The sequence below is a fragment of the Acinetobacter sp. YH12132 genome (genome assembly GCF_013418645.1).
In the GTDB taxonomy this organism is placed as follows: domain Bacteria; phylum Pseudomonadota; class Gammaproteobacteria; order Pseudomonadales; family Moraxellaceae; genus Acinetobacter; species Acinetobacter indicus.
The window spans coordinates 172,994-197,474 of the sequence record NZ_VPBR01000001.1; the positions used below are offsets into that span (position 1 = coordinate 172,994).

At 47.6% G+C, this 24,481-nt stretch carries 22 protein-coding genes and 3 tRNA genes; 11 read left to right on the forward strand and 14 right to left on the reverse strand.

All coding sequences use genetic code 11. The annotated features are described in order from the left end of the window. Positions 1-27 precede the first annotated feature (27 nt). The 4 genes from FTU67_RS00795 to FTU67_RS00810 all read right to left on the reverse strand — a co-directional run bounded on the left by FTU67_RS00795 (position 28) and on the right by FTU67_RS00810 (position 3,392). Positions 28-711 carry a Smr/MutS family protein gene (locus tag FTU67_RS00795; protein ID WP_180006713.1) on the reverse strand — a complete coding sequence of 228 codons (684 nt, stop codon included), beginning with the start codon at positions 709-711 and terminating at the stop codon, positions 28-30. A 206-nt stretch (positions 712-917) separates the two neighbouring features. Further along, positions 918-1,724, reverse strand: coding sequence for an indole-3-glycerol phosphate synthase TrpC (gene trpC / locus FTU67_RS00800; protein ID WP_180006712.1), 807 nt, complete (start codon positions 1,722-1,724; stop codon positions 918-920). Between the two features lie 17 nt (positions 1,725-1,741). Next, the gene (trpD, locus tag FTU67_RS00805; protein ID WP_016659977.1) at positions 1,742-2,788 is read right to left on the reverse strand and encodes an anthranilate phosphoribosyltransferase; all 1,047 of its coding nucleotides are present in this window, start codon (positions 2,786-2,788) and stop codon (positions 1,742-1,744) included. A gap of 19 nt (positions 2,789-2,807) precedes the next feature. Next, complete coding sequence (locus tag FTU67_RS00810) at positions 2,808-3,392, reverse strand: aminodeoxychorismate/anthranilate synthase component II (RefSeq protein ID WP_005176479.1); 585 nt, start codon at positions 3,390-3,392, stop codon at positions 2,808-2,810. 809 nt (positions 3,393-4,201) lie between these two features. Here FTU67_RS00810 and glnA point away from each other — a divergent pair. The 4 genes from glnA (at position 4,202) to FTU67_RS00830 (ending at position 8,554) form a co-directional block, all read left to right on the forward strand. Continuing rightward, a complete protein-coding gene (glnA, locus tag FTU67_RS00815) occupies positions 4,202-5,617 on the forward strand; it encodes a type I glutamate--ammonia ligase (RefSeq protein WP_171065055.1) in 1,416 nt (471 codons plus the stop codon). Positions 5,618-5,799: 182 nt separating this feature from the next. Beyond that, positions 5,800-6,309 carry a chorismate lyase gene (locus FTU67_RS00820; RefSeq protein ID WP_016659978.1) on the forward strand — a complete coding sequence of 170 codons (510 nt, stop codon included), beginning with the start codon at positions 5,800-5,802 and terminating at the stop codon, positions 6,307-6,309. An 8-nt stretch (positions 6,310-6,317) separates the two neighbouring features. Then, a complete protein-coding gene (gene ubiA, locus FTU67_RS00825; RefSeq protein WP_005176488.1) occupies positions 6,318-7,196 on the forward strand; it encodes a 4-hydroxybenzoate octaprenyltransferase in 879 nt (292 codons plus the stop codon). 125 nt (positions 7,197-7,321) lie between these two features. Then, entirely contained in the window at positions 7,322-8,554 is a 1,233-nt protein-coding gene (locus FTU67_RS00830) for a S9 family peptidase (RefSeq protein ID WP_168383298.1), read from the forward strand. Positions 8,555-8,598: 44 nt separating this feature from the next. Here FTU67_RS00830 and FTU67_RS00835 read toward each other — a convergent pair whose 3' ends face one another. Next, on the reverse strand, positions 8,599-9,492 hold the full coding sequence (locus FTU67_RS00835; RefSeq protein WP_180061309.1) for a LysR family transcriptional regulator: 894 nt from the start codon (positions 9,490-9,492) through the stop codon (positions 8,599-8,601). Positions 9,493-9,705: 213 nt separating this feature from the next. Here FTU67_RS00835 and FTU67_RS00840 point away from each other — a divergent pair, with 213 nt between their 5' ends. Both FTU67_RS00840 and FTU67_RS00845 read left to right on the forward strand, forming a co-directional pair. Beyond that, positions 9,706-11,448 carry an FAD-dependent monooxygenase gene (locus tag FTU67_RS00840; RefSeq protein WP_180061310.1) on the forward strand — a complete coding sequence of 581 codons (1,743 nt, stop codon included), beginning with the start codon at positions 9,706-9,708 and terminating at the stop codon, positions 11,446-11,448. A gap of 167 nt (positions 11,449-11,615) precedes the next feature. After that, entirely contained in the window at positions 11,616-11,894 is a 279-nt protein-coding gene (locus FTU67_RS00845; RefSeq protein WP_127800411.1) for a hypothetical protein, read from the forward strand. Here the strand turns inward: FTU67_RS00845 and FTU67_RS00850 are convergent, their stop codons facing one another. The 6 genes from FTU67_RS00850 to FTU67_RS00875 all read right to left on the reverse strand — a co-directional run bounded on the left by FTU67_RS00850 (position 11,895) and on the right by FTU67_RS00875 (position 14,573). Then, positions 11,895-12,338, reverse strand: coding sequence for a DUF2726 domain-containing protein (locus FTU67_RS00850; protein ID WP_160243433.1), 444 nt, complete (start codon positions 12,336-12,338; stop codon positions 11,895-11,897). It lies immediately after the preceding gene. Between the two features lie 56 nt (positions 12,339-12,394). Continuing rightward, positions 12,395-12,470, reverse strand: a tRNA-Asn gene (locus FTU67_RS00855). A gap of 263 nt (positions 12,471-12,733) precedes the next feature. Then, positions 12,734-12,809: transfer RNA gene (locus FTU67_RS00860), tRNA-Asn, on the reverse strand. Between the two features lie 5 nt (positions 12,810-12,814). Further along, positions 12,815-12,890 (reverse strand) — tRNA-Asn (locus FTU67_RS00865). A 146-nt stretch (positions 12,891-13,036) separates the two neighbouring features. Then, entirely contained in the window at positions 13,037-13,663 is a 627-nt protein-coding gene (locus FTU67_RS00870; protein WP_005176500.1) for a superoxide dismutase, read from the reverse strand. Between the two features lie 151 nt (positions 13,664-13,814). Beyond that, positions 13,815-14,573, reverse strand: coding sequence for a Nif3-like dinuclear metal center hexameric protein (locus FTU67_RS00875; RefSeq protein WP_005176501.1), 759 nt, complete (start codon positions 14,571-14,573; stop codon positions 13,815-13,817). 170 nt (positions 14,574-14,743) lie between these two features. On the opposite strand from FTU67_RS00875, the gene FTU67_RS00880 reads away from it, so the two are divergent. Continuing rightward, a complete protein-coding gene (locus FTU67_RS00880) occupies positions 14,744-15,922 on the forward strand; it encodes a trypsin-like peptidase domain-containing protein (RefSeq protein ID WP_005176504.1) in 1,179 nt (392 codons plus the stop codon). A 317-nt stretch (positions 15,923-16,239) separates the two neighbouring features. On the opposite strand, the gene FTU67_RS00885 is transcribed toward FTU67_RS00880, so the two are convergent. The 3 genes from FTU67_RS00885 to FTU67_RS00895 form a co-directional block, all read right to left on the reverse strand. Further along, positions 16,240-17,238, reverse strand: a complete 999-nt coding sequence (locus FTU67_RS00885; protein ID WP_005176505.1) for a Tim44 domain-containing protein — start codon at positions 17,236-17,238, stop codon at positions 16,240-16,242. Positions 17,239-17,359: 121 nt separating this feature from the next. After that, the gene (gene radA, locus FTU67_RS00890) at positions 17,360-18,751 is read right to left on the reverse strand and encodes a DNA repair protein RadA (protein ID WP_016659986.1); all 1,392 of its coding nucleotides are present in this window, start codon (positions 18,749-18,751) and stop codon (positions 17,360-17,362) included. 135 nt (positions 18,752-18,886) lie between these two features. Further along, positions 18,887-20,236, reverse strand: coding sequence for a sodium:alanine symporter family protein (locus tag FTU67_RS00895; RefSeq protein ID WP_034597619.1), 1,350 nt, complete (start codon positions 20,234-20,236; stop codon positions 18,887-18,889). A gap of 314 nt (positions 20,237-20,550) precedes the next feature. On the opposite strand from FTU67_RS00895, the gene FTU67_RS00900 reads away from it, so the two are divergent. The 4 genes from FTU67_RS00900 to dapF all read left to right on the forward strand — a co-directional run bounded on the left by FTU67_RS00900 (position 20,551) and on the right by dapF (position 24,444). Then, positions 20,551-21,954 carry an amino acid permease gene (locus tag FTU67_RS00900; protein ID WP_075174816.1) on the forward strand — a complete coding sequence of 468 codons (1,404 nt, stop codon included), beginning with the start codon at positions 20,551-20,553 and terminating at the stop codon, positions 21,952-21,954. Positions 21,955-22,087: 133 nt separating this feature from the next. Beyond that, positions 22,088-22,318 carry a lipoprotein gene (locus FTU67_RS00905; protein ID WP_016659988.1) on the forward strand — a complete coding sequence of 77 codons (231 nt, stop codon included), beginning with the start codon at positions 22,088-22,090 and terminating at the stop codon, positions 22,316-22,318. Positions 22,319-22,340: 22 nt separating this feature from the next. Then, positions 22,341-23,585 (forward strand): diaminopimelate decarboxylase, encoded by a 1,245-nt coding sequence (gene lysA, locus FTU67_RS00910; protein ID WP_016659989.1) that lies wholly within the window; start codon positions 22,341-22,343, stop codon positions 23,583-23,585. Between the two features lie 13 nt (positions 23,586-23,598). Further along, entirely contained in the window at positions 23,599-24,444 is an 846-nt protein-coding gene (gene dapF, locus FTU67_RS00915) for a diaminopimelate epimerase (protein WP_180006706.1), read from the forward strand. The last annotated feature ends 37 nt before the right edge of the window (positions 24,445-24,481 follow it).

Below are 24,481 nucleotides of genomic sequence, written 5' to 3' on the forward strand. Positions count from 1 at the left end.
AATGCCTGCTTTTGAGGAAAAATCCGCTTATTGTTTAAACTTTGGATTCTTTTCTGCACGTTTTAGCAGAACCAGCACCGCACCGGTGCCGCCCTGTTTTTCCGGTGCACTGACAAAGGCCAGAACATCACGATGCTGACGTAACCAGCCATTGACATAGGTTTTTAAAATGGCTTCCGGGCCTTTACCATGCACAATTTTAATCACGTTCTGGTTTTCATCTTTGGCCATCTGGATAATTTGCAGCACCGCCACCCGGGCTTCTTCCACGGTACAGCCATGCAGGTCGACCGCTTCAAACCAGCGCAAATTGCCAACTTTTAAATCTTCAAACACCTTATGCTGCAAGGTGGCAATGCGGTAGCTTAAACTGGCCTGACTGCCCACCGGATTAAGCATGGCTTGCGTGTCCGACAAAATGGTCTCATCAGTTTGCATGGGGCCTTCGGCGGCTGCGCGTTTAGCCAGCGTCTGGGCATCCAGCTTTTTCTTGGCCGGTTGGGCCACTGGCGCGATATTGCCATGATCCATTTTCTGGACCCCACGCATTTCTTTTTGAAACAGCTCAAAATCTTCGGCCTGTTCCTGTTCGGCAGTTTTGATGGCCGGCGCTGCCGGCTCTACGCGCGGATGCGGATTACTGATCTGCTTTTTAAAGTCTTTGAGTAATTTAAACTGTTCTTTCGATAGCGAAGAATCGTGTTTGCTCATAATCGAAAATAGGAGGATAAAATTTCAATCCAGTATAGTCTGAATTACGCCTGATTTGAACTGAAACGGATTCAGCTTGGCGCTGCATCTGGCTTGAAATGAGAGATGTTAAGATGGGGCGATATAGGAAGATGACCGCCCTATGAAAGTAGGGCAGTACAATCGCACAGTTCAGGATAAACCTGCCTCCTGAACTGCACCAAGACTTAGACCTTTTGCGGCGTACCAAACAGCTCGCTAAAGGCCTGATCCGGACACGGTTGTTTCATAAAGCTTTCACCGACCAGGAAGGCATGAATGTCATGCTCCTGCATCATCTTGACATCTGCCGGGGTGGCAATACCGCTTTCGGTTACCAGTAAACGTGCTGGATCGAGTAATTTTTTCAGACGCAATGAGGTGTTTAAATCCACATCAAAGGTTTTTAAATTACGGTTGTTCACGCCAAGCAGACAGCGATCACTTAAACGCAAAGCGCGTTCCAGCTCTTCTTCGTCATGCACCTCAACCAGTACATCCAGATTGTGTTCAAACGCGGTTTTCGACATTTCTTCCAGTTGCTGGTCTGACAGGCAGGCCACAATCAGCAAGATACAGTCGGCATGTAGCGCACGAGCTTCAACCACACCATAAGGATCAATCAGGAAGTCTTTCCGCAGTGCAGGCAGGCTGCAATGGTTGCGGGCCAGCGCGATATTTTCATCAGCGCCCTGGAAAAAATCGACATCGGTCAGTACAGACAGACAGGCAGCACCGGCAGCTTCATATTGCTGGGCAATTTCAGCCGGATTAAAGTTTTCACGAATAATCCCTTTAGATGGCGAGGCCTTTTTTATTTCTGCAATCACGCCCGGACGTTTGCTTTTCAAGCTTTGGGTAAAACCGCGCACCGGTGTGGCGGCCTGGGCCAGTTGTTCCAGATCATTCAGACTGCGCTGTTTCAGACGTGCAGCAAACTCTTCCTGTTTGCGATCAACAATTTTACCTAAAATGGTATTTGCGATATCCACCATGATTTTATCCTGCCGTCTTAAGCTTCGTACTGTTTTAAGGTTTTGGTAAATTCGGCCAGTACGCCCATTTTTTCCAGTGCCTGACCGCCATAAATAATGTCATGCGCCAGTGCCACACCCTGTTGATAGGTTTTGGTCAGACCAGACACATAAATCCCGGCGCCGGCATTCAGGGCAATCATGTTGGCCGCTTTTTCACCGCGTTCAGATTTATTTTTGCCAAGTGCATCTTTAATCAGGGCCAGACTTTCTGCCGAGTTTTCCACCACCAGACCGGTGAGGGTTTGCGATTCAATGCCCACTTCTTCTGGAGTAATGGTCCATTCGGTGATTTCCCCATCTTTCAGTTCTGCTACGGTCGTGGCAGATGCCAGACTGATTTCATCCAGACCATCACGTGAATGCACCACCAGCACGTGTTCAGCACCCAGCTGGTTCATCACTTCAGCAATCGGGCGGCAGAGTTCGCTGGAGAATACGCCAATCACAAAACGTTTAACTCCGGCCGGATTCGTAAGCGGGCCGAGCAGGTTAAAAATACTGCGAATACCCAGTTCTTTACGTGGGCCAACTGCATATTTCATGGCTTTATGATGGTTCGGCGCAAACAGGAAACCTACGCCCATATCGCGGATACAGCGTTCAGTTTGCTGCATGTTTAAGTCTAGGTTAATTCCAGCCTGTTCCAGCAGGTCAGAGGAACCAGATTTGGTCGATACGCCGCGGTTACCATGTTTGGCAATGGTGGCGCCAGCGGCTGCAATCACAAAGCTGGATGCCGTCGATACGTTAAACAGGTTCTGGCCATCACCGCCGGTACCGACAATATCGACCAGATACGGAATATCGCTAACGTCAATTTTAATCGCGAACTCGCGCATCACGCGCGCGGCTGCGGTAATTTCATCAATGCTTTCACCTTTCAGGCGCAGACCCATCATCAGGGCGCCAATTTGCGCATCGGTGGCTTCGCCCGACATGATGGCACGCATCACATCTTCCATTTGTGGCTGAGTCAGGTGAATCTGTTTTGTAATATGATTTAAAGCTTGTTGAATATTCATGGTGTTCACTTTGTTTAAATTAGGCATAAATTTCTAAAAAATTCTGGAAGATTTTGTGGCCATGCTGGCTCAAAATGGATTCCGGGTGGAACTGCACGCCTTCAACCGGCAATGTCTTATGTTTCACGCCCATAATTTCTTCCATGGAACCATCGGCTTCATTGGTCCAGCAGGTGACTTCCAGGCATTCCGGTAAAGTCGCCTGATCAATCACCAGCGAGTGGTAACGGGTCGCAGAAAACGGGCAGGGCAAATTGCTGAAAATTCCCTGATCGCTGTGATACATATCCGATAAACGGCCGTGCATCACTTTTTTGGCCCGTACAATGTTGCCGCCAAAGGCCTGACCAATACTCTGATGGCCCAGACATACGCCCAATAACGGGATTTTGCCGGCAAAATGCTGAATCGCTGGAATGGAAATGCCGGCTTCAGATGGCGAGCACGGACCGGGACCAATCACCAAATACTTCGGTTGCCATCGCTCAATATCTTCTAATGTGACGCTGTCATTGCGAACGACTTTAACTTCTTGATTTAACTCGCCAAAATACTGGACGATGTTGTAAGTAAAGCTGTCGTAATTATCGATCATCAAAAGCATGAGCTTAACCTGTCAAAATTTATGCACCTGACTGTGCTTGAAGAATTCCCTGAAATGCCTGGTTTTCCAAAGTGGAGGGAGGTCACAACACGGCTATTTTTCGAGCGAAAAAATGCGGGGAAAACGCAGTGCAAATCATCATAGCAAAAAATAAACATGTGCGGCTGAACATTTTCAAGCAGAATAGCTTTTATACAGATGAAATCTTTTAAGTTTATGGCTGAGCTGCATTCAGCTTGTGGCTTTTACGTGTCCGCTGTGATGTTGACCCCTCTTGCTGCCAAACCCCTAAAATGATGCATAATGACGCAGATTCACCAAAATGGCGCATTTTAAAATGGGCATAAAAATTTAGCTGAGCACGACTTGCGAAAAGCGCACAGAAAAGCACTTGAAGAAAAAATAAGCAGAAATAAATGAAAATCTGATTTTTACTGGAAAAAAGAGTTTTTATCTATAAATCACTCAATTAATCCAGTCTGAAATTCATTAGAAAAATTGCATGAAGCGCGAAATTGGCGAAATAAACAGCAGTATTATTAAGCTGTGTTAAAATGAAACCTGATTATTTGCACTATTTTGATACACACGAGAAATCTTTTGCAGGAAAAATCGCAAAGAGTGCTTGAATATGGTGCATTTCAGTATAGCCCTAGTATAATAGGCACAAAGCAAAATCCCTAAATCTTAATTTCTCATAAGAAATTCAATATTTTAACTTTGCTTTTAAAAGTTGGTACGGTAATTGCTTAATAACTGCCAACTACTAACACGCACTTGGGTGTGCAACAAAATATCATTGGAGCAAAATGAGCATGGCGAACAAGGTCCTTCAACTCATACAAGAAAGTGGTGCAAAATGGGTCGATTTCCGCTTTACTGATACTAAGGGTAAAGAGCAGCACGTAACTTACCCTGCAGACAGTATCGATGAAGATACCTTCGAAGACGGTAAAATGTTTGATGGTTCTTCAATTGCTGGTTGGAAAGGCATTGAAGCATCTGACATGATTTTACGTCCAGACGCTGAAACTGGTTTCATCGACCCATTCTTTGCGGAACCAACAGTTGTCGTGACTTGTGATGTCATCGAACCATCTACAGGTCAGGGTTATGAACGTGACCCACGCTCGATTGCTCGCCGTGCAGAAGATTACTTAAAGTCTACCGGTATTGGTGATACTGCATTCTTTGGCCCAGAACCAGAATTCTTCGTATTTGACGAAGTGAAATGGGACATCGATATGTCTGGCGCACGCCACACTTTAATTGCTGAAGAAGCGGCTTGGTCTACAGGTAAAGACTACGAGTCTGGTAACTCTGGCCACCGTCCACGCGTTAAAGGCGGTTACTTCCCGGTTCCTCCAGTTGATTCTCACCACGATATGCGTGCAGATATGTGTGCAAAAATCGAAGAGATCATGGGCCCAGGTCGTGTAGAAGTACATCACCACGAAGTTGCATCTTGCCAGTTAGAGATTGGTGTGAGCTTCAACACCATGGTGCGTAAAGCTGACGAAGTGCAACAGTTCAAATATGCGGTGTGGAACGTAGCGCACCAATACGCGAAAACTGCGACGTTTATGCCTAAACCAATGGTAGGCGATAACGGTTCAGGTATGCACGTGCATATGTCGATCTCTAAAGACGGCAAAAACCTGTTCGCGGGTGATGAATACGCTGGTCTGTCTGAAATGGCACTGTACTTCATTGGCGGTATCATCAAGCATGCCCGTTCATTGAATGCGATTACTAACCCTTCGACTAACTCGTACAAGCGTCTGGTTCCGCACTTCGAAGCACCGATTATGCTGGCTTACTCAGCGCGTAACCGTTCTGCTTCTATCCGTATTCCTTACGTGTCTAGCCCGAAAGGCAAACGTATTGAAGCACGTTTCCCAGATCCAATGATGAACCCGTACTTAGGTTTCGCGGCACTGTTAATGGCGGGTATTGACGGTATCCAGAACAAGATTCACCCAGGTGAAGCTGCGGACAAGAACCTGTACGATCTTCCACCGGAAGAAGAAGCAAAAATTCCAACCGTTGCTCACAGCCTTGAAATGGCGCTGGAAGCACTGGCCGCTGACCATGACTACCTGTTAAAAGGTGGCGTGTTTACAAAAGAAATGCTCGATGCTTATATCGAGCTGAAAACTGAAGAAGTTCGTCGTCTGAACACGACTACTCACCCAGTTGAATTAGACATGTACTACAGCCTGTAATTTGACCTCAGATTCATGCTCAGAAAATCCGCGCTTGTCGCGGATTTTTTTATGGCCTTCATATTCATTTAGGTGAGGTAGATTGATAGTGAATATGACATTTGCGCTTTTTGGCTGAAAAGCCCATGGTTTAGTAACAGATTTCAGTTACACTAGGCCAAGCGATAAAAGGGGAATAAGTGATGCGCGGCCAACAGACCTGTCAATTTCAGGATCAGACCATTCCTGCAGGATTGAAGACATGGCTGTATGCACCGGGCTCTCTGACACAACAATTAACCGATCTGGCCGGTGGCCAGTTTCAGGTACAGCCACTGCGCGAAAGTTTCCAGCGCCTGAGCTTTGAAGATGCCAAATGGCTGGGCATGCCGCATCAGCATACCTCCTGGGTGCGGGAAAGCTATTTATATGGCTGTGAAGAGCAGCCCTGGGTTCAAGCCAAAAGTATTTTTCCGATTTTAAGCCTGCAAAAAAAAGCACGCCTGTTCAAGCATATTGGTAAAAAGCCGATTGGCCGGTTTTTGTTTCAACGTACCAATCCGGCCTGTGAGCGCCGGGTGATTTTATTGCCCGAAGGCTGGACCAGACAGAGCTGCTATACTTGGCATGGCTGTAAATTTATTGTGCAAGAAAGTTTCTTGCCCAGCTTTGAGCAATTTCTACATTCTTCTTTTCAACAGCAACGTGGTTAAGGACAGTCATGGCAACTGCACATTCAATTACCTGGCGTGAGCGCTTGGAAGCCTATTACTATTTATGCCGTTTTGATAAGCCGATTGGCACCGAACTGGTGTTCTGGCCAACCATGTGGGCCTTATGGATTGCTGCTCAGGGAACACCGACCATAGGTGTGCTGATTCCAATGATTCTGGGTGTGATCTTTATGCGTGCGGCAGGCTGTGCCATTAATGACTTTGCCGACCGTAAAGTCGATGCCCATGTTGAGCGCACCAAAACCCGTCCTTTGGCCACAGGCATCATTAGCGCCAAAGAAGCGGTGATGGTGTTTCTGGTGCTGGTTGCTGCCAGTGCCTGCCTGTTGTTGTTCTTGCCGCTTGAAACCTTTTACTGGTCGTTTGGGGCGTTATTTCTGGCTTTTATCTACCCGTTTATGAAACGCTATACTCATTTACCGCAGGTATTTCTGGGCGCCGCATTTTCATGGTCTATTCCTATGGCCTATACCGCGGTGGGTGCAACCCCGGATTTAACCTGCTGGTTATTGTACTTTGGCAACCTGGCCTGGACTGTGGCCTATGACACTCAATATGCGATTACTGACCGCGAATATGATCTCAAAATTGGGGTGAAATCGACCGCCATTTTATTTGGCCGTTATGATATTGAGATTATTTCTGCCTTGCAGCTGATCAGTCTGCTCCTGATTGGCGCGGCGTTGTGGATCGAAAATCTGTTCATGCCATTTGGTCTGGTGGCACTGGCTGTGGTGGCACTGGATTTTATCTATCAATGGCACAAAACCAAAGACCGCAATCCGCAGCAATGTTTCTGGGCTTTTCGGCATAACCGTTGGGTTGGGCTGATGATTTTTGCCGGAATTTTTCTTGCACTTCTCTAGGTTTATGCATTTGGTCTGATCTTGCAAAAAGCCAACAAAGCATCCGAGCAGGATGCTTTTTTTATGCTTAATTCAAAGAACTCAGGCTGAGTACTTAACAACAAGAAGATAAAGAGGAATTCAAGATGACAACGACATTTAAAAAACTGTTATTGGCGGTAACCTGCTCCTCGGCGCTGTTATTTACAGCATGTGGTGGCGATGATAATGACTTTAACTTTATCCGTGACAAAACTTTTGTATCTGATGCTGCCTATACCCAAGATGGTATTGAAGGTGCGATCATCCGGGTCATGACCTATAAAATGCCAAATGTACGTGACCAGAAAACAGAAGCTACCGCCATGGTATTTTATCCGTCCGCACCTCGTCCGGTAGATGGCTGGCGTGTGGTGGTCTGGGAACATGGAACAGTGGGCATTGCTGATCATTGTGCACCGAGTCGCAACAGTTTAAATCCGCGTTTTAAGGCCATGGCGGAAAGTTTACTGGCCGCAGGCTATGTGATTGTCGCGCCAGATTATGAAGGGCTGGGCACGCCGGGCATTCATCCGTATTTACATTTAGAAAGTGCGGCCCAGTCTGCTATTTATTCAGTACGCGCCTTAAAAGAAGATCTGGGTGCACACATGCATGGTGCCTGGATGTCGGTGGGGCAGTCACAGGGTGGTCATGCCTCTTTAGGTACTGCGGAATTTGCCAATCAGGATGCCAATTATAAAGGTGCAGTGGCAGCAGCACCGGCTTCGAGTCTGGGTTATATCATTGCGGAAGTCGCGCCGGCGGCCATTCGTGATCTGGAACTGGCAGAGAGTGTTGGTCTGTATCCGGTTGGAACGGCCCGTAATGTCTATGCAGAACTGATGGCCTATGCTGCCTATGTCGCGGTCGGCATTAAAGCCTATGAACCGGACTTTAATTACCTCAGCATCTTCCAGCCGGAATCGCAGGATATTGTGCCAGAAGCCGAAGGCAACAATGGTGAAAATGGCCAATGTCTGGACGAGCTGATGCAGTCCTTTAGAGAAGATATAGATGCCTTTACTGAAAATAGTGGTCTTGCTGTGGCTGATTATCCGGGGCTGACGGCAAATTTCCAGGACAATGCAACCATTAAGCGCTTCCTGGCCATTAACCAGCCGGCCACCAAAAAGCTGGATAAACCGATTATGGTGATTCAGGGTGAGGCAGATACTGCTGTACCGGCAGCTGTCACCACGGCACTGGTAGATAACTTAAGAGAAATGGGGACGACGGTTGAATATGAATTGGTCCCGGGTGCCTCGCATACCCAGGCCATTGTGCAGAGAAATGCCGAGCTGGTGCGCTTTATTCAAACCCACATGCCTGCGCAATAATATCCTCCTAAAACTCGCTGATCAGTCCGGAAGATCGGGGCTGATCAGCTCTCAGTGACCGAGATTTCGAGTTTGGCCAGTTCCTGAGTAATGAGCTGCAGTGCCAGATTATGGTTATTTTTACGGTAATTGGCATATAGATGGAGCGGCTGAACTTCAAAATCGGTTTCAATGATCGCCACATGCTCATTCAGAAAGCGCAGCAGATATTCCGGCACAAAACTGTAGCCCATCCCCAGATTAATTAGATTAATATGCTGCAATACATTGGTGACCCAGAGTAACTGCTCGGCCGGCATCTGTTCAATCGGCACCTGCCGGGTGACCTGTTCATAAAACACCGGAGAAGCGGTTTGCTCGCACATAATCAGCCGCTGTTGCAGCAAGGCTTCAGCACTCATCCGCGACTTGGTCGGTGTAGATTTTTGCCCTGACACCAGATAGATTTTCTCTGACAAAATGGGAAGATCGACAAAATCATCCTGCTGAATGGCATAGCGGGTCAGGCTTAAATCCAGCTCAGCATTTTTCAGGCGCTGAATCTGCTCCAGACAGGTCAGGCTCTGGATATGAATCTGCAGATTGGGAATGGCCTGTTTTAAGCGTTCTAGCATCAGCGGCAGCACTTTCAGCTCGGCCACGTTCAATAAGCCAATATGAATCTGGTTGTTTTTCTGATGCGCCACCTGACGCGCTGCGGCAATTGCAAGTTTGGCGTTTTCAATCGCTTGCAAGGCATAAGGTAAAAAGGCCCGGCCTTCATCGGTCAGTTGAATCTGCCGCGCGGAGCGATCCAGCAAACGAACCCCGACTTCTTCTTCTAAATCCTTAATCTGCTGGCTTAAAGAGGGCTGGGCGGTAAAGAGTTTATCGGCTGCTTTGGTAAAACTCTGTTCTTCTGCCACCGCTGCAAAATAGCGTAAATGCCGTAATTCCATGACTTTCATCCACCGTGCAGATCATCGCCCTAGTGTAACCCAACACAGTCTGAACTGCATTTCACATCAGCCGATGTGTTTTATCCAGCAGCTGACTAGAGCTAAAACCAATAGCACTATCGTTTATACGCATAGAAATAGGCGGGCTGGATGGAGCGGATTACACTGCATACAAATATTCTGCAACAGATACAGCGGTGAAAGGAGTCCGGAATGTCTACACACTATGATACTGATGTGCTGGTGATTGGTACGGGGCCGGCGGGTTCTACTTTAGGGCTGGCCTTGGCCAATTATGGCATCAGGGTACAGCTGTTTACCCAGTTTAACTGGCTGGCCAACAGTCCGCGTGCGCATATTACCAATCAGCGTGCGATGGAAGTTCTGCGTGACTTGGGCATTGAAGAGCAGGTCAAAGCCATTGCCACGCCGTGGCAGCAGATGGGCGAAAGTTTACTCACCACCAGTCTGGTCGGGGAAGAAATTGCCCGGATGAGCTGCTGGGGCACGGGCGATGAACGTCATGGCGATTACATCAAAGGCAGTCCATGTCCCTTTGTCGATCTGATCCAGCCGAAAATGGAAGCACTGCTGGTCAAGAATGCGGCCGAACGTGGTGCGATTTATAACTTCAATACCGAATATTTATCACATACTCAGGATGAGCACGGCGTAACCGCGACCTTCCTGAATCGGGTGACCCAAACTGAATTTAGCCTGCGAGCCAAATATTTAATTGGTATGGATGGGGCGCGTTCGAAAATTGTCGAAGAGTTGAAGCTGCCCTTAGAAGGAGTGATGGCGCGTGCCGGAACCGTGTACGTCACTTTTAAAGCCGACCTGTCCAAATACGTGGCGCATCGTCCGGCCATTTTACAATGGATTGTGAATCCGGAAGCCAGTTTTGGTGACTTGGGCATGGGATTGCTACGTGCCATTCAGCCCTGGAATGAATGGATTATGGGCTGGGGCTTTGATATCAGCAAAGGCGAGCCGCAAGTCACCGAAGCCCAGGTTCGGGCGCGACTGAACACCTTTGTGGGTGAAGAGGTGCAGCAGGTCGAAATTGAAAAAGTATCTTACTGGTATGTCAATCAGACCTGGGCCACCCAGTATTCGGTGGGGCGTGTGTTCTGTGGTGGCGATGCGGTACATCGTCATCCGCCATCGAGTGGTTTAGGTTCCAACACCTGTATGCAGGATGCGTTTAACCTGGGCTGGAAGCTGGCTTATGTGCTTAAAGGCTGGGCCAAGCCAGCGCTACTGGACTCTTATAGTGATGAACGGGCGCCGGTGGGCAAGCAGATTGTGGCGCGTGCCAACCAGTCCCGTTTTGACTATAAGCACTTAAAAGCAGTATTTGGTTTTGATCAGGGCGTGCAGACCCAGGCCGAGATGTTGCAGCGGATTTTTGCGGAAACACCGGAAGCGGCCGAGATTCGGGAAAAGCTGTATCAGGCGCTGGCGATTAAACATTATGAGTTTAATGCTCAAGGGGTGGAGCTAAACCAGCGTTATCTGTCCAATGCCGTGCTGGCAGAAACAGATGAAGAAATCTTTGTACAGGACCCGCAGCTGTATTTGCAAGCCACCACACGTCCGGGTGCCAAACTACCGCATACCTGGCTGATTGATGCGCAGGGCTATAAACATTCCACCCTGGATATTGTCGGTAAAGGGCGCTTTACGCTACTGACCGGTTTATCGGGTGCAGCATGGAAAGCGGCAGCGGCCCGGTTAAAGCTGGACTATCTGGATGTGATTCAGATTGGTTCACGTGAACATCGCGATGTCTATGCCACCTGGCAGCAAAAATCGGAAATTGCCGATGCCGGTGCCGTGCTGGTACGTCCGGATGGCTATGTGGCTTGGCGGATGCAGGACACACCAGAACAAGGCTTTGATCATCTGGCCTGTTTAACTCAGGTTTTTGGCGAGATTCAGCTGAACCTCTAATCGGGTAGATGAGCAGTCTGACGTGATCTGTAACGCAGCCGTCTGTAGCCGTACAGGCGGCTGTGTTGTATCTTCAGGTTCAAGCAAACATCAACAGAGGCTTTGTCCTCGAAAATGATTTTGTTATATTGAGCGTCATTTTGATGCATCTGACAGAGGACTCTCTCATGACCGCGCCTGAACAGCAACGACCGAATCAGCCACCCAATACCAAAAAGATTATTCTGTTGGCCAGTTTAGGTCTGCTGATTCCTGTTTTTCTGGTCAGTATGGCGTTTCTGGCTGTCAACAGCGATGCTAAAAATCAGGAAAAATACAAACAGCAGCAGGCAGAGATGATTGCGCGGATTAAAGCGCGTGAAGCGGCTGAACAGCAGCAGGCGCAGCAACAAGCTCAACAACAGGCCAATGCGAAACCAGCAGCTTCTGAAGCTGTAGCGCCTTAATTAAAGAATATCCTGCTGCAATTGTCTGATACTCGGAATCTCCGTGTATCGGATCACCTGATAGCCCGCCTCAAGCAACATGGCATCCCGCTCGGCATCTTCACTTTCTTTGCCAATATGAGTGGGATCATCCAGTTCAATAATAATCACCACATTCATCTGCTGATCCAGCAAAACAAAATCGGTGACCTTGCGATTAAAGCGGGAACGGATCTTGTAGTTACTATTGGTAATTAACGCACTAAAAGCAACTTGAGCCAGAATATGATGTTCGGGAAAAGCCTGCTTTAAACGGGCAAACATCTTGGCTTCAAACGGGGTAATGACTTTTTTTGGAAAATATTTCTGTTTGGGGCGCAAATAGGAAGCTACCACCAGCAGCATCAGCACCAGTGTGGCCAGGCAGCCAATAAAGAAGAAAGTCGACTGAGCGCTATTGAACACAACACATACTTGTATAAAGAAAAAACCCACTCAACTGGAGTGGGTTTTTAGAATCTTGGCTCTCCCACCTGGGCTCGAACCAGGGACCTGCGGATTAACAGTCCGTCGCTCTACCGACTGAGCTATGGGAGAATCTGAAACGCATTCTAGGCGGCAAAGGGCAGGTGGTCAAGTCCGCGGCCTGAAAAAATGTAGTTTTTCAGTTTAACTGAATTAAAAATAAACGAATGAAGGCGTTTGGAAGCAGAAAGCTTGGTGTGTGGCTTTTACTGGTCTATGACGGGCAGGGTGCCGTGGTACAGGTAGGGGCTATTTTAGGATGATGATTCTCATTGAATCCCCCAATCTAAACACCATAAAAAAACCCACTCAACTGGAGTGGGTTTTTAGAATCTTGGCTCTCCCACCTGGGCTCGAACCAGGGACCTGCGGATTAACAGTCCGTCGCTCTACCGACTGAGCTATGGGAGATTAGATGGCTCTCCAACCTGGGCTCGAACCAGGGACCTGCGGATTAACAGTCCGTCGCTCTACCGACTGAGCTATTGGAGAATCTGATGCGCATTTTAGGGAGGAATGCGCCGGTCGTCAACCAGATTATTTAAACAAATGAATCATTTGCCTTAGATTTATGCAGTTATTCCCTAAAAATAAAAAAATCACCCTTAAAGGGTGATTTTTTACATAGAAAAATAAAATTATTTTTCTACGCCAGCTGGTTGGCCTGCAAGTTTCGCGTTGGCATAATCCCAGTTCACCAGGCTTTCAAGGAAAGTCGAGATGTACTTAGGACGTGCGTTACGGAAGTCGATGTAGTAAGCGTGTTCCCAAACGTCAATGGTTAATACTGCAATTTTGCCGTGCGCCATTGGCGTATCTGCATTTGAAGTTTTCATGATTGACAGTTTGCCGTTTACGTCGTCAGCCACTAACCATGCCCAACCTGAACCGAATTGAGTTGCAGCAGCAGTTGCAAATTCTTCAGCAAATTTTTCGTATGAACCAAAAGCTTCATCAATTTTCGCTGCAATTGCACCAGTAGGTTTACCACCACCGTTTTTCGCCATACAGTTCCAGTAGAATGTGTGGTTCCATACTTGTGCAGCATTGTTGAAAATACCTGCTTTAGAAGCATCGCCAGCACTTGCCTTGATGATTTCTTCTAAAGTTTTACCTTCAAGCTCAGTACCTGCGATCAGGTTGTTCAGGTTCACAACATAGGTGTTGTGGTGCTTGTCATGGTGAAATTCTAAAGTCTCTTTGCTGATGTGCGGCGCAAGATCTTCGTAACCATATGGTAATGCTGGTAAAGTAATCGTTGTCATGTTTTCAATTCCTTGCTTATGCTGGGTTTTGAGTTTAAGTCGGCTTATTGTAATAGATTATTCAACAAAATTGCGCATTGCTTATAAATAACATTACACAATAAATCCTTAATTTATACGTATAAGCCAGCCTCAATTCATCTCCCAAGTTTTAAATCGGATTATTCAATTCGAAATAGACATATTCGAGATTAAATTCGCGTGCCAGCGCCTGTCCCAAACGCTGTACACCGTAGCGTTCAGTCGCGTGATGGCCACAGGCATAATAATGGACGCCCAGTTCTTTGGCTTCATAAAAGGTACGTTCTGACACTTCGCCAGAAATATAGGCATCACAGTCTTGCGCTGCGGCTTTATGAATATAATCCTGCGCGCCGCCGGTACAGAAACCGACTTTGCGGATTTCGGTTGGATTGGCCGGTAAATGAATGGTATCAAACCCCAGTTTTTCACTTAACAGGGCTTTAAACGCTTCTGGTGACATGGCCTGTTTTAAATAGCCAATATTGCCAATCGGATGACGTTCACTCGGGTCCAGTGCTTCCAGTTGCTCCAGTCCCAAAATATCAGCAATGGCCGCATTATTGCCCAGTTCAGGATGTGAATCGAGCGGTAAATGATAACCTACCAGTGAAATATCATGCTGGATTAGGCTTTTAATGCGTTTACCGCGCATTCCGGTAATCGGGTAGGGTTCACCTTTCCAGAAATAGCCATGATGCACCAGCAGCACATCGGCTTGCTCGGCAATGGCGGCTTCAATTGCATCTTGTGATGCAGTTACCGCACACAGAATTTTTTTGACTTCCGGTTTGCCTTCAATTTGCAAGCCGTTTGGGGCATAGTCTTTAAACTCGGCTGATTTTAAGGTTTGATCACACCAGCGGATCAGGTCATGCAGCTTAGCCATAAATCTCTCAAAAGCCTTAAATTTTGTTGTCATCAAAACATATTTTGAATTGTAACTAAAGCAGCACAAAACTCTTTAGTGATTTTTATGTTTCCTTATGTATTTCGCTTTACAATAGGTCATAAATTACTTAGTCATCAATGAATTAAAAAATTTTAGAGGATAGAGCTGTGCGCCGGACCTTTACATGGTTACCTTGGGTGTTACTTATTATTGTGATTATTGGCTTTTTGGGCTGGCAACAGTTTCAAAAACCGAAAGCTCCTGTTGCCCCGGATGGGGTGAAAATGCCTGCTGAAAAAGTAGAACCGCTGATTGATACCACCCGTACTGGCGGGGTGGTGTCTTATAGTGCTGCCGTAAAAGTGGCAGCACCAGCCGTGGTCAATATTTTTACCACCCAGAAAATCAAGCAGCCTAATCATCCTTTGTTTAATGATCCGGCATTCCGTGAATTTTTTGGTGATCAGTTACCGGAACAATATCGCCAGGGACCTAATGAAAACAGCCTCGGTTCCGGGGTGATTGTACGTGCCGATGGTTACATTTTGACGAATAACCATGTGATTGCCCAGGCCGATCAGATTGTGGTGGCCTTGCATGATGGCCGTCGTGCCGAGGCAAAAGTGGTCGGCACCGATCCGGATACCGACTTGGCGGTAATTAAAATTGAGCTGGATCAGTTACCGGTTTTACCATTTAAACTCAGTGGCAATGAAGTCGGTGATGTGGTGCTGGCGATTGGTAACCCGTTTGGGGTAGGCCAAACCGTCACTCAGGGGATTATTTCCGCGACCGGTCGTTCGGATTTAGGCATTAATACCTATGAAGACTTTATTCAGACTGATGCTGCCATTAACCCGGGGAATTCCGGCGGTGCGCTAATTGATGTGGCCGGGAACTTAATTGGGGTTAATACCGCAATTTTCTCGCAATCGGGCGGTTCTTTGGGCATTGGCTTTGCTATTCCGGCACAGGTCTGTCAGCAGGTACTGAACTCGATTTTAAAAGATGGTCGCGTGGTACGTGGCTGGTTAGGTATTAGCTTATTGCCGGTACAGCAACAGAATATTCTGGAGCCAAAACAAAGTGGCGTGGTGGTGGCAGATGTCTTGGCCAATGGTCCTGCGGCCAAAGCCGGTATTCGCCGTGGCGATAAAATCCTGAAAGTGAATGATGAAGAGATTAGCTCAACATCACACCTGATTAATTATGTGGCGCTGCAGCAACCGAACCAGCCGGTGAATATCCTGATTGAACGTGAAGAACAGTCTTTAGAGCTGCAAGTGGTGGTTGGTGAGCGTAAAGTGCAAAACAGTGATAAACAGTTTATTCCATTACCAGAATAAGCTCGCAGTACGCGCTGTAAATTAAACATGAAAAAGCTCCGCAGGTCGGGGCTTTTTTTAATGGGTGAATTTTATCAGCAGTCTGTTAGTGAAGAGCGATATTGTAAGATCAAGCGAAAATACGTAGGAACGTACTAAATGGCGCAGAGCAGACATACCGTCTTATAGAGATGATCGCTGTATCACATCTCTAGGTCTTTCCATCCCTCGAGATAATCGGTTGGGGACAAAATAAAGCAACTAAATGAATAACATTCCGCAGGCGGTGCAAAAACAAAAACAGCGGCCGAAGCCGCTGTTTTTGATCTTAGGTTTAATTAGTGTTCTTGCTGGATACCCGCAACCAACCAGTCCTGGCTAGAGCCTGCTGGCTTAACAAAATGCCAGATTTCAGTGAATGGCTGTGGCAAGCTGTTTAAATCTTCACTCACCGTACCGGTAAAGCGCACACTCACCACATACTGACCATTTTCGGTAGCAGAATCGACCACCATCGCATTCAGATTAGAAAACTCAGCCACGTCCTGATCCTGATTGGCCATAATGTCCTGATACATCGACTGGTACAGATCAGGGGTTAAATAACGCTGAATTTCAGCAATATTGCTGGCCGTATTCATAGACTGAATATGGTTAAAACGCTGACGTGCAACACGCAGAAAGGCTGCTGGCTCCGTACCATCTGGTAACTGGTTACCACTGTTGGTGTACGCGGTACCAAAGGCAGCGTTATTCACTGGTGCTGCACCAAATGGCGCATTGTTGGTTGGGGCGGAACCACCGACGTTCTGGCCAAAGATATTGGTGTTATCGCCACCGGCACGTGGTGCAGCAGCAGATTGACCAAACGGTGCGTTATTGGCACCGTTATTTGGCGCATACGGGTTATTGGCTGCTAATTTTTTTTTTGCGCCCATCTTGCGGAAAATGAAGAAGGCGACTGCTGCAGCGAGGAGAATCCAGATCCAGCCTGGGATTCCACCTTCTTCCTCCTGTTGAGCCTGTGCCTGGCTGGCTGGCTGATCATCTGCTAAGGCATTGGCAGCCACTGCACCAATCGCAGCACCTGCAACACCCGCAGCGACCATACCACCGACACCCGGACCAGATTTTTGCTGCGCAGGCGCAGTAGCTGGAGCGGGCTGTTGTGCAGGAGTAGCTTGACGAGGCTGTTGGTAAGATTGAGTTGGTGTTGCTGAACGGCTCATGCCATGGCTTTTACCACCACCGGCACGTTTTGCTTCGGCTGCTAAAGGGGCAACCAAGAGGGCAGCTGTTAAAATACCAGCCATCAAACCACGCTGTCGAACTTCCATCAATTTTTCCTATTTAAAAAAAGAAATTTATCGCCTTGTATTTATGCAGGCATTTGTCCCGAATTTCAATACAGAATTCAGCTTTTTTCACATGAAAAGCTCAAAAAATAGGGCAAAGGCTCTAGTGCAGTTCTTCACTTAAACTCATGGCCTCGCTCAGGGCTTCATGCAAACGGGCCACCGCAATCACCTGCACCCCTGGAATCGCTTTTTGCGGTGCATTGGCACGTGGCAAAATAATATATTTAAAGCCATGTTTAATCGCTTCTTTTAGACGTTCCTGACCATTCGGCACCGGACGGATTTCACCGGATAAACCGACTTCACCAAACACCGCCAGTTGCTGGGGCAGGGCTTTGCCGCGAATACTCGAAGCACAGGCCAGCAGCACTGCCAGATCGGAGCCGGTTTCGGTAATTTTCAGCCCGCCGACAATATTGACATAGACATCCTGACCGGACGTCTGCACGCCGCCATGGCGATGCATCACCGCCAGTAGCATATTCAGCCGGTTTTGTTCTAAGCCAAGTGCGACCCGGCGCGGCTGACCATGTGCATCATCGACCAGTGCCTGTACTTCCACCAACAGCGGACGGGTGCCTTCGCGGCTAATCATCACAATTGAGCCGGGAATGGCTTCATCATAACGGCTCAGGAAAATCGCTGACGGATTGGCCACTTCACGCAAGCCTTTATCGGTCATGCCAAACACGCCCAGTTCATTGACCGCGCCAAAACGGTTTTTGACCGCACGAATCATCCGGTAGCGGGAATCGGACTGACCTTCAAAATACAGCACACAGTCCACCATATGTTCCAGCACACGTGGCCCGGCCAATGCACCTTCTTTGGTCACATGACCGACAATAAACAAGGCTGTGCCACTATTTTTGGCAAAACGGGTCAGGAGCGCCGCCGATTCACGGATTTGCGATACGCCGCCCGGTGCAGACTGCAAGGTTTCAGTATATAAGGTCTGGATGGAGTCCAGAATCGCCACCGCAGGACGTTGCTGGGCCAGTACCTCACAAATCCGTTCCACACAGGTTTCAGCCATCACTTTGAGCTGATCGGTCGGTAAATCCAGACGCTGCGCGCGTAAGGCCACCTGTGATAAGGATTCTTCACCGGTGACATATAAGGCAGCGCTGTTGCTGGCGGCCATATGGGTCGCGGTTTGCAGCAAAATGGTCGATTTACCAATTCCGGGATCACCGCCAATCAGCACCACTGAACCGGTGACCAGACCACCACCAAGTACCCGGTCAAATTCGCCAATACCGGTGGCAAGGCGGGTTTCGGTAGAGACCGAAATCTGGTTTAAAGTAGTTACAGTTGAAGCCTGACCGGCATAGCCACCGCCCATGCGTGGCTGGGCTCGATGGGTCACCGCAGGGGCAATGCTGACTTCGGTTAAACAGTTCCATTCACCACAGTCTGAACATTGACCGGCCCATTTGGGATGATCTGCGCCGCATTGTTCACAGCGATAGACACTTTTTGCTTTTGCCATAAATAAACGTCTGGAATGTGTTTTTTAAATCTTGCCCCACAGCATACAGAGGAAATGCCGATTTTCAAATTGTTGATACAGCGGCAAAGAAAAACCACCCGCAGGTGGTTAATCTTGTGGTTTTGTCTAAACGGTTTAGTAAAGTTCGCCGGATTTGCGTCGTGCAATAAAATCTTTCGATTCTTTGGCAATCACACCCGACAGCAGCAATAAGGCAATCAAGTTCGGTACCGCCATTAAACCGTTAAAGGTATCGGCAAACAGCCAGACCAGATCTAGGGTTGCGACACAGCCAATAAACACCGACGCAATGTAAATCAGGCGATACGGCAGTACAAATTTCTCACCAAGCAGATAGGTCGCACATTTTTCACCGTAATAGCTCCAGCCTAAAATAGTCGAATAGGCAAAGAAGATCACCCCGAAAGTCACCACCCAGCCCCCGATTCCCGGCAGCAGTTTGTCGAATACGCTAATGGTCAGTACTGCACCGTTCTGATCACCAAAAGACTGGCCGGCCATAATAAAGCCCATGACCAGCACAATACCGGTAATTGAACAGACAATAATGGTGTCAATAAAGGTACCAGTCATTGAAACCAGACCCTGACGTGCCGGATGGTCGGTTTTGGCCGCAGCGGCAGCAATTGGCGCAGAACCCATACCGGCTTCATTGGAGAAGACCCCGCGCGCAACACCATAACGGATCGCGGCACCAATCGCACCACCTGCGGCAGCTTCACCGGTAAAGGCATAGGTGACAATCATTTTGAGTGCTGGCACCACCAGTTCAAGGTTATTCAGGATGATGACCAAACCACCGGCCATATAACCAACCGCCATAATCGGCACAATAACCGAAGAGGCTTTGGCGATGGATTTAATCCCGCCCAGAATTACCAGGGCTGAAAATACGGTAATGATGATGCCGGTAATCCAGGTTTCCAGGCCAAAGCCATTTTCAACGGCCAGTGCTACCGTGTTGGATTGCACCGAGCTACCAATCCCGAAGGAGGCCACTGCACCGAAAAAGGCGAAAATCAGCGCCAGCCATTTCCATTTCAGGCCACGTTCAATGTAATACATTGGACCACCGGACATTTCACCTTTCTCGTTTTTTACCCGGTATTTGACCGCCAAAACACCTTCGCCATATTTGGTCGCCATCCCGAACAGGGCGGTCATCCACATCCAGAATACGGCGCCCGGACCACCGAGTACGCAGGCTGTGGCCACACCGGCAATATTACCGGTACCAATGGTGGCAGAAAGTGCGGTCATGAGGGAGGCGAATTGGGAAATATCGCCGGAATGTTTGTCCGGGTGTTTGCCAAAAACCTGTTTAAAGGCCAACGGCAGCATCCGGAATTGCCAGAACAGCAGGCGGAAGGTCAGGAATATCCCGGTACCGACAATCAGCACCAGCATATATGGGCCCCAGACCCAGCCACTAAGGGTTTCCATGAGTGTTTGTAAATCTTGCATCATTGTTTCTTCTTATGTCTCAAAATAGATATTTTGTTTTCTATATAAGCAATTGATATGCCATGCTCATCCTGAGCAAGAGATATAGTTGCGTGCTGCATTTTTATTTGTTACACAGAATTTATGTTTTGACAAGAAAATTGATATAAACCTTGTCAATCCTCCCTTTGGATAAATTGATAACTTTTTGTTATAAGAAAAATAAATTAAATTTAATTATTCCGCAGAAAATATAGATGAAGCGGCATTTCTTTTTGTTTTCTGATTTCTTTTACGTTAGTTTGTCGTGGTTAACACTGAAGTTGAATTCAATAATGTCGTATCAAAATACAAATTCGTCACAAGAAAAAGGCGATCTGCAGCGAAGCTTATCTAACCGGCATTTACAGCTGATTGCCATTGGTGGCGCCATTGGAACAGGATTGTTCATGGGCTCAGGCAAAACCATCAGCCTGGCCGGGCCATCGATCCTGATTATTTATATGATTATTGGTTTTATGGTGTTCTGCGTGATGCGGGCGCTGGGCGAACTGTTGCTGTCCAATCTGCAATATAAATCCTTTATTGATTTCAGCACCGACCTGATTGGCCCGTGGGCCGGCTATTTCGTCGGCTGGACCTACTGGCTGTGCTGGATCACCATCGGCATTGCAGACCTGTCGGCGATTATTTATTACCTGCAATTCTTTAATGGCGGGATGCCGTTTACGCCTGAAGAAGGGGTGATGATCAGTATTGCAGCTATTGTCTTCATTATGGGCTTAAACCTGGTGACCGTGAAGCTGTTTGGTGAAATGGAGTTCTGGTTTGCGCTGATTAAAATTATTGCCATTATTGTGCTGATTGCAGTCGGTTTATGGATGATTTTTACCGGTTTTACCTCAGATGCCGGCACAGTCGCATCCTTTACACATATCTGGAGTCATGGCGGCCTGTTCCCGACAGGTACTATGGGCTTCTTGGCCGGTTTCCAGATTGCGATTTTTGCCTTTGTTGGGGTAGAACTGGTCGGTACCACAGCGGCTGAAACCAAAGATCCAGAGAAAAACCTGCCGAAAGCAGTGAACTCGATTCCGGTACGTATCATCATTTTCTATGTATTGGCCTTATTAATTGTGATGTCGGTAACGCCATGGAACCAGATTGATCCAAATATCTCACCGTTTGTAAACCTGTTCAGTCAGGCGGGTATTGCGGCCGCGGCGATTATCATGAATCTGGTGGTGCTGTCTTCGGTGATGTCGTCGATGAACAGTGGTGTATTCTCAACCAGCCGGATGCTGTTTGGTCTGTCACGTGAGCAGCAGGGCCCTAAAGCTTTTGGCCGTTTAAATAAACGTGCCGTACCAGCCAATGCGCTGTATTTCTCGGCGGTGTGTCTGCTGTTGGGTGCGGCCTTGCAATATTTCGTACCCGATACCGTGAAAGCCTTTACGTTGGCGACCACGCTTTCAACCATTCTATTTATTTGCGTCTGGCTGATTATTATCTGGAGCTATATTGTCTATTACAAAACCCGTCCGGAACTGCATGCCCAGTCGACTTTTAAATTGCCGGGTGGCCTGTTTACCTGCTGGATGGTGATTATCTTCTTTATTAGCATGATCTATGTGCTGTCCCTGGAGCCAGATACCTTGCAAGCCTTAATGATCAGTCCGATCTGGTTTGTGATTCTGCTGATTGGCTATTTCGGTTTCTATAAGCCAAAACAGAAATAAGCCATTGCACAACAAAAAACGTCAGTGTCCAACTGGCGTTTTTTTATGGTACAAGCTAATCTCTAGCGTTTAACACTTTGGTCACAGCAGTGATCGCGTTATACTTCATTGAAAATTTTAAATAGGTGGTCAGATGCGTTCTGTCATTTGCTGCATCAGTTTATTGACAGCCAGTTTTGTACTGGTCGGTTGTGGTCAATCGGGAGCTTTACAGTTGCCGAGTGATCCAAATTACGACAAACGTGCCAAATATCTGTTATATCCCAATGTCGATTCAGAGCAACATCCTGAAGAGCCGACACCTGCACCGGTACAGCAACAGTTTGCTGCACCTGTAGCTTCGAATTCCACGACGACACCTTAACGTTCATAGAAAGGATACATTCATGAGTTTCACCCGCATCAATGGGGTTTTGCACGCCGAACAATGTTCTTTACAACAGCTGGCGCAGCAATTTGGCACACCACTTTATGTTTATTCAAAAGCAACTTTTGAAAAGCATTATTTAGATATGGATCGTGCTTTTGGCTTTATCGACCATCAAATCTGTTTTGCGGTCAAGTCAAACTCCAATATTGCGGTGCTGAATGTATTGGCCAAGCTCGGTGCGGGTTTTGATATCGTGACCGGCGGCGAGCTGGCGCGCGTGTTGAAAGCCGGTGGCGATGCTTCGAAAATTGTATTCTCAGGTTTAGGCAAAACCGAAGCTGACATTAAAAAAGCACTGGAAGTGGGCATTGCCTGCTTTAACGTTGAATCCTATGCAGAGCTGGATCGGATTCAGAAAGTGGCGGCTGAACTGAAGGTTAAAGCGCCAATTTCTTTACGTGTGAATCCGGATGTCGATGCCAAAACCCATCCTTATATTTCAACCGGTTTAAAAGAAAACAAATTCGGTATTCCATCAGATAGTGTATTTGATACCTATCAATATGCAGCATCGTTACCTAATCTGGACATTGTCGGGATTGACTGCCATATCGGTTCACAGCTGACCGAAACCCAGCCTTTTGTTGATGCGCTGGATCGGGTCATGCTGATGATCGAGCAGCTGAAACAGATGGGCATCACACTCAAACACATTGATATTGGTGGTGGCTTGGGCGTGACCTATAAAGATGAAACTCCGCCATCGGTTGAAGAATATGCCAATGCACTGCGCCCGGCTTTAGAAAAACTGGGCCTGAAAGTGTATATGGAACCGGGCCGTAGTATTTCCGCCAATGCCGGTGTGCTGCTGACCAAAGTCGATTTACTCAAACCGACCAATCACCGTAATTTCGCAATTATTGATGCGGCAATGAATGACCTGATTCGTCCTGCTTTATATGAAGCGTGGATGGACATTCAGCCGGTGACGCCACGTACCGATGTCGAAACCCAACAGTGGGATGTAGTCGGTGCCATCTGTGAAACAGGTGATTTCCTTGGTAAAGAGCGTGATCTTGCCATTCAGGAAAACGATGTACTGGCAGTGCTGGGTGCCGGCGCTTATGGTTTTGTGATGAGCTCCAACTACAACAGCCGTGGCCGTGCTGCAGAAGTGATGGTCGATGGTGATCAGGCACATCTGATTCGTGAACGTGAAACCATTGAATCACTCTGGGAACGTGAGCGTTTATTGCCTTAAGGAGTAAATCAGGATGTTTTTAGAATTTACCAAGATGCATGGTCTGGGCAATGACTTTATGGTGGTTGATTTAATCAGCCAGCGCGCCTATTTCGATAGTCTGATCATTCAGCGTCTGGCCGACCGTCACTTTGGTGTCGGGTTTGACCAGTTGCTGGTGGTTGAGCCACCTGATGTTCCGAATGCCGATTTTAAATACCGTATTTTTAATGCCGATGGCTCAGAAGTCGAGCAGTGTGGTAATGGCGTACGCTGTTTTGCGCGTTTTGTGCATGAGCGCCAGCTGACCAGCAAAACCAAAATCAAGGTGCAAACCAAAGCCGGGATTGTCGAGCCGGAACTGGGTCAAAATGGCTGGGTGCGGGTAAATATGGGGCAGCCGAAATTCCTGCCGCAAGAAATTCCGTTTATTGCCGATGAACCGGATAACTTATATGACCTGATGCTGGCCAATGAAGAGAAGCTGAGCATTGATGTGGTCAATATGGGTAATCCACATGCTGTGACCATTGTGCAGGATATTCTGACGGCTGATGTCGCACGTTTAGGTCCACAAATTGAATCGCATGAGCGTTTCCCGCAGCGCGTGAATGCCGGCTTTATGCAAATTCTGGATGAGCAGCATGCCCGTTTACGTGTGTTTGAGCGTGGTGTCGGTGAAACGTTGGCCTGCGGTACGGGCGCGTGTGCGGCAGCGGTTTCCGGGATGCGCCGTGGCTTACTGGCCAGCAAAGTTGAAATTGAGCTGGCGGGTGGCAAGTTACAGATCGAATGGAAAGAAGGCGATGTGGTCTGGATGACCGGTCCAACTGCCAATGTCTATGAAGGCCGTCTGGATTTACGTTATTTCCAGGGCTAATCTGACTATCTCCTATACAAAAGCACCGTTCTATTCA